The organism is Kribbella sp. CA-293567 (assembly GCF_027627575.1).
Classification (GTDB): Bacteria; Actinomycetota; Actinomycetes; order Propionibacteriales; family Kribbellaceae; genus Kribbella.
The window spans coordinates 7242611-7256046 of record NZ_CP114065.1; the positions used below are offsets into that span (position 1 = coordinate 7242611).

Genomic DNA, 13436 nt, shown 5'->3' on the forward strand with positions numbered 1-13436 from the left:
GCTTCAACCCTGCAGCCGGACTGCCTTGTTCCCCCGAACCCAAAACCGCACCGTCCGAGGACAGAGTACGGCCGACAGCAACGCATTTCTCAACGCACGGTAACCGCTCGGGGCGCCGCCGACCTCATCAGGGTTTCAGAAACCGGCCGGGGAACACGGTCGGCGCGAGTCGCGGGCAGCTCACCGGCACCTCCGGATCGACCCTTCCGGGACCCTCGGTGACGACCTCGGGCGGGATACCCGGGGCGCGTGCGAGTCCTCCGCCGGTGTGATCAGCGGACGAACTCGACCTCCGGAAAGTCCTTCGACTCCTTCTTCAGCAACGGCTGGGACTGCTCCTTGAGGAAGCGGTCGAAGAAGGCGGTCAGGTAGGCGCGCTGAGCGGCCAGCATCCGCCGGCGGTCGAGGATGCCGGTGACGTTGGCCTGGACCTGGACCGCGCCGTCCTCGTCCTGGGTGAGTCCGTAGAAGACGTCGTAGAAGAAGAACTGGTAGTCCGAGAAGCCGAGGTGGTTCGATCCCGGCAACTGCAGGTTCAGCTTCCAGCTGCGCTGGTTCTTCCAGAAGGCCGCCCAGGACATGTCGTAGTCGCCCGCGCTGGCGGAGTCGGTTCGCTGCCTGTCGTCGGAGCCGAAGAGCAGGAACGGCCGGTCCAGACCACGCTCGGCGGCGGGCCCGAGCGGTCCTGCCTGCAGGTCGTAGGCGAGCGTGCCGTCTAGATTCGCGCCGGCCTTGATCCGCCCGTCGGCGGCGATCGCGTTGGCCGCCGTGTGGCCACCGGCCGCGAAGCCGAACATCCCGACCTTGCGCAGATCCAGCGCCTGCCGCAACCCCGAAGGGAGATCGCGCCGCCCGGCGTCCGGGTTGAACCCGCGCGCCAGCAGCGTCAGCTGGTCGAGCACGAACCGCGTGTCCGCCACCCGCGTGTCCACGAACGCCTTGGTCTCCGCCGCGGTCGGCAGCACGAGGTCGGTGCCCGGCGCGAACCGGCCGCCGGGAAACTCGACCGGTCCCTCGTGCGTGTGGTCGATCGTGACGACGACGTACCCGCGGCTGGCCAGCTCCTCCACCTGGGCCGTGCCGTAGAACCGGCTGAGCGGGTAGCCCGGCGAGTACAGGACCACCGGGTGCCTTCCCAACTGAGCCGGTACGCCGTCCCGCGCCTGCGTGTCGCTACCAGCGAAGTCGAACAGCGGCTCCCTGAGCCCGAAAGTTGCCTTCGACAAGCTTCGGCTCAGCGCGTCCGCGGTCTTCGCCGGCATGTACTTGGCGAACGGACCCTCCGCTCGCGGCCGGGCGGGGTACCAGACACTCACCATCAGTTCCCGCCGGCCGCCCGGCGCACGCTCGTCCCTGCGCTCGCGGTCGACCAGGTGGAGCTCCGTCGTACCGATCCTGTTCGGCCCGGTCGGCGCGGGCACCTTGATCTTCGTCGGCGGGTACGTCGGCGCGGTGGCGGCCGCGGCGAGCGTGCTGCCGGCGGCGGTCCCGCGATCGCGCTCGTCCACCGGGTATGCGCTCGCTGCCGCGGGGGTCGACAAGATCAAGCCCGCCGCCAGGCCGGCGGTGACGATCCGGCGGCGGCTGAAGCTTTGATAGTTCGTCATGCGAATCATCGTCGCCGCCCGCTCGGTGCCGCGATCCCCCCACTCGGCGGAGACCGCGTCTCAACTTCATGACGACGAGTCCGCCCCCAACTAGTGACAACCGGACACCGGGTGGGTTATCAATAGCCCAATCCTGTTCATAGATGCGTGAAGTGAGGCACTCGTGAGCATCTTTGTCCGCGTTAAACGTTCAGTAGTCATCGCCGGGACATCCCTGGCCTTAGTTGCGGGTGCCCTGGCCAACGCCGTCGCTCCCGCCAGCGCAGAAACCGCCGCAGCGACGGCAGGCACCGCCCTCGGAGCAGTGACCGATTTCGCCGCCGACACCGCGCAGTACACGCTCACTGCGGGTACTGCGAAGGTGCGGGTCGTGTTCGTCAAGGACGACGTGTTCCGGATCTGGCTGGCGCCGGACGGCACGTTCACCGACCCGGCCAACACGCCACCGACCGACCCGACCGCACCGGCGTCGAACATCGTCGTCAAGACCGACTACCCCAAGCCCGCCACCAATTGGGCCGACAAGGGCAGCTACTACTCGCTGACGACCGGCAAGATCGAGGTCCGGGCCAACAAGTCACCGCTGCGCTTCTCGCTCTACCGGGCGAACGGCCAGCAGGTCTGGTCCGAGACCGCGCCGCTGACCTGGACCGACACCGCCGCCAGCCAGTCGCTGAGTCGCGGCGCCACCGAGCAGTTCTTCGGCGGCGGCATGCAGAACGGCCGGTTCTCCCATCGCGACCAGACCATCACGGTCGCTCGCGACTTCAACTGGGAGGACGGCGGCAACCCGAACGCCTCGCCGTACTACATGAGCACCGCCGGGTACGGCGTACTGCGGAACACCTTCGCCCCGGGCAGCTACAGCTTCACCACCCCCGTCGTCACCAAGCACGACGAGAAGCGGTTCGACGCGTACTACTTCGTCGGCGACCTCAAGACCTCACTGAACCGCTACACCGAGCTCACCGGCCGGCCCTTCATGCCGCCGATCTACGGACTCGAGTACGGCGACTCGGACTGCTACAACCGCGGCCACTACGCCACCGACCCGGACCCCAGCAACGACTGGAAGGTGAATCCGGACAAGGTGACCACGCTTGACGCAGTGAAGGTCGCGCAGCGGTTCCAGGACGAGGACATGCCCGGCGGCTGGATGCTGGTCAACGACGACTACGGCTGCGGCTACTCCGCCAACACCGAGTCGGAGCAGGTCGAGGGCACCTGGTGGGGCAAGCGGGAGATCCCCGCGCTCAAGCAGACCGGCGACGAGCTGCGCAAGCGGAACATCCAGATGGGCCTGTGGACGCAGTCGTCCCTGGATCGCCAGCCCGAAGAGGTAGGCGACGCGGGAGTCCGCGTACGCAAGCTGGACGTAGCCTGGGTCGGCCCGGGTTACCGGTACGCGCTCAGTGCCTGCGACACCGCGCACAGCGGCATCGAGCAGCACAGCAACGCTCGCGGCTACGCCTGGATGGTCGAGGGCTGGGCAGGAGCACAGCGCTGTGCAGTGCAGTGGACCGGCGACCACAGCGGTTCGCTGGACGCGATCAAGTGGCAGATCCCGGCCATCACCGGTTCCGGCAACTCCGGGATCGCCTACAGCGCGGGCGACGTCGACGGGATCTTCGGCGGCTCCCCGACCAGCTACACGCGAGACCTGCAGTGGAAGGTGTTCAACCCGGCGTTCATGACCATGTCGGGGTGGGCGACACCGGCGTACAAGCAGCCGTGGACGTACGGCGAGCCGTACACCTCGATCAACCGCAAGTACCTCAAGCTGCGCGAGCGCCTGCTGCCCTACTTCTACTCGTACGCCGCCGAGGCGCACGCCACCGGCGCTCCGCTGAACCGCTCCCTGGTGCTGGAGTACCCGGACGACCCGAAGACCTGGGACGACACGGCGAAGTACGAGTTCCTGGCCGGCAAGGAGTTCCTGGTGGCGCCGATGTGGGGCGCCGACGACGTGAAGAGCGGCATCTACCTGCCCAAGGGCAACTGGGTGGACTACTGGACCGGCAAGGTCCACCAGGGGCCGACCACGGTCAACGGCTACCACGCACCGCTGGACACACTGCCGCTGTTCGTCAAGGCCGGCGCCGTCGTACCGATGTGGAAGAGCGGGATCAACAACGCGGCCGAGCAGGGCTTCGGCGACCGGCTGACCATCGACGTCTACCCGGAGGGCAAGTCGTCGTTCAGCCTCTACGAGGACGACCGCGTCACGCGGGACTACAAGCAGGCCAAGTCGGCCACGCAGTTGCTGGAGGTCACCGCACCTGTCGCCGCCCGCGGTGACGTCACCGTCAAGATCGGCGCCAGCAAGGGCTCGTACGCCGGCAAGCCGAGCTCGCGTCCCTACGAGCTGACCGTCCACACCGGCACCGCCCCGCGCGACGTCTCGGTGGACAACGTGCAGCTCAACAAGCACGCCGACAAGGCCGCGTACCTCGCCGCATCCACCGGCTGGTTCTACGAGAACGGCGTGGTGCTCGTGAAGACCGCGTCCGTCTCCACTGCGAAGGACGCCACTGTGCGGCTGGCCGGCACCACCTCGGTCGGCGGCGGCAAGGCAGTACTCGAGTCCACCGGTACGCCGGAGCTCTCCTCCCCCGCACTGTGGAACGCGCCGGGACAGGCCACCGAGCTGACTGCCACCTTCACCAACCCCAGCGCGGCGACCATGCGCAACGTGCGCCTCGCCCTGGACCTGCCGACGGGGTGGACTGCTACTGGTACCAGCACTTTCGCCAAGGTGGAGCCGGGCAGGACAGTCACCACCAAGCTCGCGGTGACACCGGCGGCATCGGTCAAACCGGCGGCCTTCACGCTGCGCCTCGACGCGACGTACCAGGTGCACGAGGACAGCTACGGCAACAGCACTGTCGCCACGGCGCAGTTACCCTACGGATCGTTGTCGCAGGCAGCGACAGTGGTCGGCGTCAGCGATGCGAAGACATTTGCTCAGGGCAACTTCGATGGCTCCGGCAACAGCTTCAACGGCGAGGCGCTGGCCGGCGGGGGTTTCACGCCGGGCGCCAAGGTAACTGTGCAGGGCGCTGACTTCACCTGGCCGACCGGAGCCCCCGGTACGCCGAACCTGGTCAAGAACCAGTCCGCCCCGATCCTCGTCTCCGGAACCGGATCGCACCTGGCCCTGCTCGGTGCGGGCGCGAGCCTGAACGCGAAGGGCAGCGTGACGGTCATCTACACCGACGGCACCGAGTCCCAAGCGCCTCTGCAGTTGCCGAACTGGTGCTGCCAGGACCCGGCCACCGGCGGCGCGAAGGTCGCCGCCGCCGTGAAAGGCCGGTACACCGCCGCCGGCTTGGCCAACACCACCACGGACTACCGGGTGTTCTACACAGCCGTTGCGCTGACGCCCGGCAAGACGGTGAAGGCGATCAAGCTGCCTGGCGGCGGTCTCGGCTTCTTCGCCGCGACCCTGGCGGACAAGCCGTTGCCTCCGGCGCCGACCGGTCAGCCCTGGGTGAGCGATCTGGAGTGGGTCGACTCGGCCAACGGCTGGGGCCCGGTCGAGCGGGACAAGAGCAACGGCGAGGACGGCGCCGGTGACGGAGCGGCCCTGACCCTCGACGGAACGCAGTACGCCAAGGGCCTGGGAACGCACGCGGCGTCGTCGGTGACGGTCCGGATCGGCGGCAACTGCACGGCCTTCACCGCCAAGGCCGGGATCGACGACGAGGTGGCGGATCGTGGCAAGGTGAGCTTCAAGGTGCTGGTCGACGGTGTGGCGAAGTACACATCCGATCTGCTGACCGGGAACTCGCCCACCGTGCCCATCACGGTCGACACGACCGGCGGACAGTTGCTGACCCTGCAGGTGACCGATGCCGGTGACGGTGTCACCAGCGACCATGCGGACTGGGCGGAGGCACGACTGGTCTGCAAGAGCGCCTGAGCCAGCAGCCGGCCGGATCGAACGCATCCGACTTTCGGCTGAACTTCCCCTGAGCTACCCCGGAACCCACCTGTCAGCCGTCCCAGGGGACGGTACAGGTGGGTTCCGGTGGTTTCCGGGCCCTCGTCCATGACAAGGTCTGAGCTGGCAACACCGAGCAACGCCATGGCCCCCTCCCATGGTGGTGCCAACGCCACTGCATCAGTAGTGCCAACACCATCAGATCTGGTCCCCACTGCCGCTACTTTCGAAGTAGCCGAAAGCCGTCGGGGGCAGCAGTTTCAGAGAGGGCGCGTGGGAGTCATGGTTGCGACATACCTGAAGAGATGGGTCGGCAGCCGGGTGCTGAACCGGACCACCCGCAAAGGTGGTCTGAACCTGTCGAAGATGCGGGTGTTCCCGCGCCAGGTCTCGATGCCCCTACGGCGCGAGGGCCTCGACCCGGTGCCCGAGCTCGGCACGATCCGGGAGGTCGAGCCGGTGCACAAGCTGGCCAACCTGTTCGGGCTGAACGTCTGGATGGTCACCGGTCACGCCGAGGCCAAGGCGGTCCTGGCCGACTCGACCAACTTCAGCAACGACATCCGGCCGATGATCGGCTCGGACCCGAACAAGCCGGCCGAGGGCATCGGCGGCCTGGGCTTCACCGATCCACCGGACCACACCCGGCTGCGCAAGCTGCTGACGCCGGAGTTCACCAAGCGCCGGCTGGCCCGGCTGGAGCCGATGATCGAGAAGATCGTCAACGACCAGCTCGACCTGATGGAGGCCAAGGGCCCGGTCGCCGACATCGTCGCCGACTTCGCCTTCAACGTGCCGTTCCTGCTGATCGCCGATCTGCTCGGTGTGGAGGAGTCCGACCGTGATCGGTTCCGGGCCCTCGGTCCGGCCCGGTTCGACCTGTCCGGCGGCGGGATCGGCGTCTTCGGCTCGGCCAGCGAGTCGCGCGAGTTCCTGTTCGAGATCGTCGGCAAACAACGGCAGCACCCCGGTGACGGCCTGATCGGCTCGATCATCCGCGAGCACGGCGACGGGATCGACGACATCGAGCTCGGTGGGCTCGCTGACGGCGTCTTCCTCGGTGGCTACGAGACCTCCGCGAGCATGCTGGCGCTCGGCACCCTGGTGCTGCTGCGCGACCCGGAGAGCTTCGCCCGGCTGCGGGACGAGCCGGAGTCGGTGGACGAGATCGTCGAGGAGCTCCTGCGCTACCTGACGGTGGTCCAGGTCGCCTTCCCGCGGTTCGCCAAGCACGACCAGGAGCTGTTCGGTCAGCAGGTCAAGAAGGGCGACCTGGTCGCTGTCTCACTGTCCGGCGCCGACCGCGACAAGGCCGTCTTCGGTGGCGACGCGGAGGACTTCTGGCCCCGGCGCGCGCCGGCCGCCCATCTGGCCTTCGGTCACGGCATGCACCGCTGCGTCGGTGCCGAGCTGGCCCGGATGGAACTGAGAGCCGCCTTCAGCGCCCTCGCCAACCGCTTTCCCGACCTGTCCCTGGCCGTCGCCGAGGACCAGCTCCGCTTCCGCGACTTCTCCATCGTCTACGGCGTGGAGTCGCTGCCGGTCCGGCTGCACGCCGTCGCCGCCGCCCAACAAGCCGCCGGCTGACCCGTGACAGAGGACTCCGGCGCGGTCACAATGGGCGGTCTGAGCTAAGAGGGTGTCTGGGAACTCCGCGCCTCGACAGCGGATAACCAAGGGGGGCGGGATGGAGGCAGGGGTGTTGTCCGCGCGGATCGCAGCGGCCATGACGCTTGCCCAGTCGGGCGGCCATGTCGTCGCGGCCGCTCAGCTCGAAGCCATCCGCGCCGAGCTCGGCGGCGTACCGAGTTATGAGCTGGCAGCGGCGGAGTACGTCCGCGGAGTGACGGCTCACCACGCCAGCGACGCCGACGAGGCGCTCGCGGCAGTGGCGGAGTGCCTGGCCGTCGCCCGCGCGATCGACGAGCCGGGCTGGGAGGCCAACGCGCTCCCGATCCGGATCATCACCCTCGCGAGAAGCGGCCGTGGTGGCGACACCATCAGCGACCTGGTCGCCGCCGAGCACGCCCTGAGCCGGACCACCGACCCCGGGCTGCGTGGCTGGGCCCACACCGGCCTCGGCTACGCGTACGACGTACTGCGGCTGTTCGAGCTCTGCGTGCCGCACTACGAGATCGCCACCGGGATCGACGCCGACGCTCTCGAGCTGGCCGAGTCTCCCGCGATCGACCGGCTCAACCTGGCCGAGACCCATCTGCGCTGGGCTCACGAGCTCGAGCGGCTCGGCGATCCGTCGTACCAGGGCGAGGTCGGCAAGTTGCTCGCGGCCGCCGCGCACTGGGCCCGCGAGGCCGAGAAGGTGATCGTCGACGACGAGAGCCAGGAGTACTGGCGGGTGAGCGCCCGGCTCTGGCTGGCAGCGGCCGCGACGTCGACCGATCCGGCAGCGGCGATCGACGACCTGACCAGATGCCGCGACGAGATCAGCAAACTCGGCGAGACCGAGCGGCTGGCCATCGCCGGTGCCTATCTGGCCAGGGCATTCGCTGCCCAGGGCAACGGTGACGAGGCCCGGGCCGCTGCCGACCGCGCGATCGACGACCTGATTCCGCTGGCCGATCCGGCCACCCACGTCCTGGTCCTGCAGACGCGGTCCGAGCTTGCCGCCGGCTCGGGTGAACCTGGTGCCACCGCCGCACTCGAGTACGCCCGTTCGGTCGCCCGCGCCTGGTGGAAGGAACGCCGGCGCGCGCTGAACGCCGTGCGGCACGCGCTGGTGGCTCATGACCTCTCGGCCCGCCATGATGCCGAGTGGCACGCGGCCCGCCAGGATGCTCTGACCGGGATCGGCAACCGCCGGGCGATGGACGAGCGGCTCACCGCGGCTCGTGACTCGCAGCGCGCGGTGACCCTGCTGGCCATCGACGTGGACGACCTGAAGGTCGTGAACGATACTTTCGGGCATGCTTGCGGCGACGAGCTGCTGCAACTTGTGGCAGAACTGCTGGTGGAACAGGCACGTGCCACCGATGCCGTGATTCGATCGGGAGGCGACGAGTTCTTCGTGGTGCTGGACCAGCCCGACGCCAAAGGTGGCGCTCAGCTGGCCGAGCGGGTGCGGGCCGCGGTGGCCCTGGTCGCGAGTACGACGGCGAAGCCCTGGCTGAAGAAGCTGAGCGTGAGCATCGGGTACGCCGCGACCGCGGAGGGCGCGGCGGTGGAGTCGCTGATCCCGCTGGCGGACAGCCGGCTGTACGAGGACAAGCGGCGTTCCAGGTAGGCGATCGGCAGGACGAAAGGAAGACCGGGTGCGGGAAACGTCGGGGGTGACCGCGCGAATCGCGGCTGCGATGACGCGGGCCCAGTCGGGAGACCCGGCCGGTGCGGCGACCGACATCCGGTTGCTGCTGGCCGAGCTCGGCCCGGAGCCGACCAGCGAACGCGCCGCCGCGGAGTACGTGCGAGCCGTTGCCGCGCACCACGCCGCCGACGCCGAGACGGCGCTGGACGCGGTCGACGGTTGCATCCGGGTCTCCCGCGCGATCGACGAGCCCGGCTGGGAGGCGAACGCGCTCGCGGTCCGGATCGTCACCCTGATCCGCACCGGTGAGGGTGGCGACTCGGTAGCCGACCTTGTCGCCGCGGAGAACGCCCTGGCGAGGACCCGGGACGCGGGGCTGGCCAGCTGGGCTCATACCGGCCTCGGCTACGCCTATGACCTGCTGCGCCTGTTCGAGCTGTGCATCCCGCACTTCGAGCTCGCTGCCGCGGCCGGCGTGGATCCGCTCGGACTGCCCGAGTCGCCCGCGATCACCCGGCTCAACCTGGCCGAGTCCAATCTCCGCTGGGCGCACGAACTGGAGCGGCTCGGCGACCCGGAGTACGACGAGGAGATCAAGCGTCGGTGCGACGAAGCCAGGCGGTGGGCGGCCGAGGCGAACGAGGTGATCGTCCGCGCGAACCTGATCGGCTACTGGCCGATGACCGGACGGCTGTGGCTGGCGGCCACCGACTTCGACACCGATCCGGCCGAAGCCGCGGTGATTTTGAAGGACTGCCGTGAGCAGCTGACCAAGCTCGGCTCCCTCGAACTGGCTGCCATCGCGGGCGCCTACCTGGCAATGGCCTACGCGTCGGCCGGCCGGCTGGACGAGGCGATGGAAGCCGCCGCGCGGTCCGCGACCGACCTGCCACCCACCTCGGATCCGCCGGTCGAAGCGCTGGTGCGCCACACCGCGGTGCGGATCGTCGCCGACTCCGGCGACATCGGCGCCGCCTCCGGCCTGCAGTACGCGCGAGCCATCGCGCGTGGTTGGTGGGCGGAGCGGCTGCGCGGTCTGTACGCCGTACGGAGCGCACTCGCGACCCATGACCTGTCCATCCGGCACGACGCCGAGTGGCGAGCCGCCCGCGAGGACCCACTGACCGGCGTCGGCAACCGCCGCGCGCTCGACGAGCGGATGAGCGCGGCGCTGGAGTCGGGCCGCTCGATCGCGGTGCTCGCGATCGACGTCGACAACCTGAAGGTCGTCAACGACAGCCACGGCCACGCCTGCGGCGACGAGGTACTGCGCCGCGTCGCCCAACTGCTGACCGAGCAGTGCCGCGCCGACGACCTCGTCGCGCGAGCAGGCGGCGACGAGTTCGTCGTCGTCCTGGACAACCCCGACGACCGCGGAGCCGGCGAGCTGGTCGAACGGATCAAAACGGCCGCCGAACGGGTGGCCCGCGGCGCCGTCGAGCCGTGGTTCGCCATGCTCAGGCTCAGCATCGGCCACGCCAGCAGCACCGAAGGCACCCCCGTCGCCGACCTGCTCACCGCCGCCGACAGCCGCATGTACGAAGAAAAGCGTCACCGCCGTCCCCGCACCTGACCCCACATCTCAGGAGTCACTCACTGGAGACCGTCTTTGCGGTCGTTCGCCTTGGTCCACCGGGCGTCAGCCCTCGGCCGTCAGGAAACCTTCGGTGACGAGGTTCGCGATCTTCGGCAGGTACTCGGCGTGCAGATCGTCGCGCTGCAGCAGACTGGCGAGCGCGTCGAGGATCTGACCGACGCTCAGCTCCCCGTCGCAGGCACCGACGAACCCGGCGAGCACCGTGTCCACCTGCTCGGCCCGGCGCATGCCACGCTGCCGCCGCAGCACGATGGTCGCCGGGTCCTCGGCGCCCGGCTGCCCGGCCGTCTCCTGCACCAGGTCGTCGGCCATCGTCAGGTGCAGCCCGGTCAGCTCAGCCGGCAACCCTTCGATCCGCTCGAACCTGTCGAGCACGTGCGGACCGATCGGTTGCTCGATCTCGTACGGCCATTCCTCGGCCTGCGTGCTGCCCGCCGTGTTGTGCAGATTGATCCAGCCCATCCCGATCGCCTCGACCTGTTGCTCGTCGAGCCACCGCAGCCAGGCGTCGTACCGGCTCGTGTACTCCGGACGCCCGTGCAAACCGGCGTCACGCAACCACAGCTCGACGTACTCCGCGGGGTCGAGCTGCTCGCGTTGCACCGCCCAGCTGGATCTGTCGCCGGTCCAGCCGGCGACCCGCTCGCGCCAGTCCTGACCACGGACGCAGGTCCAGTTGGCGAGCAGCTGACACCAGCCACCTTCGGTCAGATGCTGCGGTGCTTGCCGAACCAGTTGCTCGACCACCGCATCTCCAGCGAACCCCGTCTCGCGGTAGGTGAGCCGCGCGTCGGCAGCCGGTGGCGCGATCACGTACGGCGGATTGCTCACGATCAGGTCGAACCGCTCTCCCGCGACCGGCTCGTAGAGACTGCCGTCACGCACGTCCAGCTCGACGCGGTTGAGGGCGGCGGTCCATCGGGTCAGCCGAAGCGCGCGCGGATTCACATCAGTGGCGACGAGGTGGCCGATCCGGTCGGCGAGGTGCAACGCCTGGATCCCGCAGCCGGTCCCGACGTCGAGCGCCCTCCCGGCCTTGATCGGCACGGTCAGCTTCACCAGACTCAGGCTCGCCGGCGCGATTCCCAGCACGTAGTCCGGCCGCATCGGCTCGCGCCGGCCGTCCAGCCCCGGCGTCAGATCCGCGATCACCCACCAGTACCGGTCGTCTTCCGCGTACGGCCGCAGATCGAGCGCCGCCGCCAGCTGATCCTCGGCCACATTTAAGATGCCTAGGGCAACCAAATCACCGACCACGCCGGGGAACGCCTTCTCCACCGACTCCAGCGGCACGACCCGTTGCAGCAGGAACAACCGGATCATCGTGTCCAGCGGATCACCCGCGCCGGTCCGTTGGAAGGCAAGCGTCGTCTCGTTGCGCGCCAACGCACCGTTGGCCTGCGGCCCCAACCGCTCCGCCACTCCGTCGACCGTGTACGCCGCTGCCTCGAAGGCACCGCGCAACCGCTCGACCAGCTCCGCACCCAGCACTCGCTCGTCCATGTCCCCATCCTCGCAGGCCGCCCCACCAGCTGCCCGAAGTTATCCACAGCTTTCGGATTCCTCCGTTCCGGCGGCCGCGACGCTGGCAGAATTCCCAGTGTCAGAAGTCAGCAATTCAAGGGGGAAACGCGATGAAGACGCGAGTGGGGTGCACGCTGGCCGCCGGGCTGCTGGCGGTGTCGGGGTGCGGGGCGTCAGGTCTGCAGACGGGTGCGGGCACGGTCGAGAAGAAGACTGCCTCGGCCTTCCTCACCACCGCCGAGAGCGACTGGCACCGGCAGGTCGACACGGAGCCCAACCAGAACCTCAGCCCCCAGGCCCGGTGCTACTTCGTCACCGGTGCCGACGGCAAGCAGTCGCTCGGCACGATGGCGTGCGGCCCACTGCGTCGCCTCGGCACCGCCGAGCGTCAGGTCTGGGACATCGCCCGGATCGAGCCCACAGGCGGTGACAAGCCGGGCCTCGAGCTGGCAGACGACGAGCAATGGAAGCGGTCACAGCTCCGTCCTGACAGCAGCGCCTTCTGGCGGCCGGACGACAAGCCGGCCGACGGCAACGCCGACGCGCTGGCTGCGCCACCCGCCCCTGCCGCGAAGACCGGCCTGACCTCGGTCAGCGGCAAGCGCGAGGTCCTCGACCTGAAACCTGCCACGGACAAGCTGGTCGTCCCCGACGGGACTCTCACGCTCAAGGGCGTCGCCACTCCGGAGATCTTCGGTAGCGGCACCGAGGTGCTGGCACCCGCGAGCGGTGAGAAGTTCGTCGCCGCCGTCTTCGGGACCAGCCCGACCCTTGATCCGCTGACCAACGGCCCGGCGTACGTTCCGGGGAAGACCAAAGGCACCCCGGTGACCAAGTGGACGGTGGACGTCGGCGGTGAGCAACGTCCGGTGACGGTCTTCTCCGAGGACAGCTCGGCGGCGACCGTCGAGCAGACCTTGCTCGTCTCCGTGCCGAAGGACAGCGCGGAGATCTTGCTGACCGCGACCAGCGGCTCGGTCGTGCAGTCACTGTCGCTGACCACTGGCAAGCGAACAACGCCCGAGGTCGCCGCCGCGTACTACCGCGCAGGCACTTCCACCGAGCTGAACAAGGCGCTGCCGACCACCGCCCGAAACCAAGGTCAGTACTTCAAGAGCTCCTTCTCGCTCTCGCTCAAGAAGGCCGTGCTGACTCCCTGGGATCCGGCCCGCGGCTGGGCACCGCAGGGGAAGGCCTGGGTGCGGGTCGAGATCGGCTCCCGGCTCGACTACACCTACGTCATCTACAGCAGCACCTGGGTGTCCCCCTTCCTGACGGTGACCGCGGATGGCGCGCCGATCCCTGCCACACAAGGCAATCCGGACGCCGACGTGATCACCTTCGCGGTCCCGGCCACCACCAAGACGGTCCAGCTGACCACGAACAGCACGTTGAAGTTCACCAGCAACACGTCCGGTGCCGACCCGATGGCAGGCGCCGTCACCTTCCCGCCGCTGACAGCCACCGCGACCTTCCGATGAACGACCACACCGACCGGCAGGT

7 protein-coding genes are annotated in these 13436 nt (G+C 68.9%); 5 read left to right on the plus strand and 2 right to left on the minus strand.

Going from position 1 to position 13436, the window contains the following annotated elements:
• Nucleotides 1–272 precede the first annotated feature (272 nt).
• The gene (locus OX958_RS33630) at nt 273–1607 is read right to left on the minus strand and encodes an alpha/beta hydrolase family protein (protein ID WP_270134341.1); all 1335 of its coding nucleotides are present in this window, start codon (nt 1605–1607) and stop codon (nt 273–275) included.
• Between the two features lie 304 nt (nt 1608–1911).
• Here OX958_RS33630 and OX958_RS33635 point away from each other — a divergent pair, with 304 nt between their 5' ends.
• From OX958_RS33635 to OX958_RS33650, 4 genes are all read left to right on the plus strand, one after another.
• Complete coding sequence (locus OX958_RS33635; protein WP_270134343.1) at nt 1912–5529, plus strand: NPCBM/NEW2 domain-containing protein; 3618 nt, start codon at nt 1912–1914, stop codon at nt 5527–5529.
• A 303-nt stretch (nt 5530–5832) separates the two neighbouring features.
• Complete coding sequence (locus tag OX958_RS33640) at nt 5833–7137, plus strand: cytochrome P450 (RefSeq protein WP_270134344.1); 1305 nt, start codon at nt 5833–5835, stop codon at nt 7135–7137.
• Nucleotides 7138–7237: 100 nt separating this feature from the next.
• A complete protein-coding gene (locus OX958_RS33645; protein ID WP_270134345.1) occupies nt 7238–8791 on the plus strand; it encodes a GGDEF domain-containing protein in 1554 nt (517 codons plus the stop codon).
• Between the two features lie 28 nt (nt 8792–8819).
• The gene (locus tag OX958_RS33650) at nt 8820–10385 is read left to right on the plus strand and encodes a GGDEF domain-containing protein (RefSeq protein ID WP_270134346.1); all 1566 of its coding nucleotides are present in this window, start codon (nt 8820–8822) and stop codon (nt 10383–10385) included.
• Nucleotides 10386–10451: 66 nt separating this feature from the next.
• Here OX958_RS33650 and OX958_RS33655 read toward each other — a convergent pair whose 3' ends face one another.
• Complete coding sequence (locus OX958_RS33655) at nt 10452–11912, minus strand: class I SAM-dependent methyltransferase (protein ID WP_270134347.1); 1461 nt, start codon at nt 11910–11912, stop codon at nt 10452–10454.
• Nucleotides 11913–12043: 131 nt separating this feature from the next.
• Between OX958_RS33655 and OX958_RS33660 the strand changes: the two genes are divergently transcribed.
• Entirely contained in the window at nt 12044–13414 is a 1371-nt protein-coding gene (locus tag OX958_RS33660) for a hypothetical protein (protein WP_270134348.1), read from the plus strand.
• The last annotated feature ends 22 nt before the right edge of the window (nt 13415–13436 follow it).

Coding starts and splice junctions, on each gene's coding strand:
- OX958_RS33630 (WP_270134341.1), bottom strand. CDS start 1,607: ATGACGAACTATCAAAGCTTCAGCCGCCGCCGGATCGTCACCGCCGGC.
- OX958_RS33640 (WP_270134344.1), top strand. CDS start 5,833: ATGGTTGCGACATACCTGAAGAGATGGGTCGGCAGCCGGGTGCTGAAC.
- OX958_RS33645 (WP_270134345.1), top strand. CDS start 7,238: ATGGAGGCAGGGGTGTTGTCCGCGCGGATCGCAGCGGCCATGACGCTT.
- OX958_RS33655 (WP_270134347.1), bottom strand. CDS start 11,912: ATGGACGAGCGAGTGCTGGGTGCGGAGCTGGTCGAGCGGTTGCGCGGT.
- OX958_RS33660 (WP_270134348.1), top strand. CDS start 12,044: ATGAAGACGCGAGTGGGGTGCACGCTGGCCGCCGGGCTGCTGGCGGTG.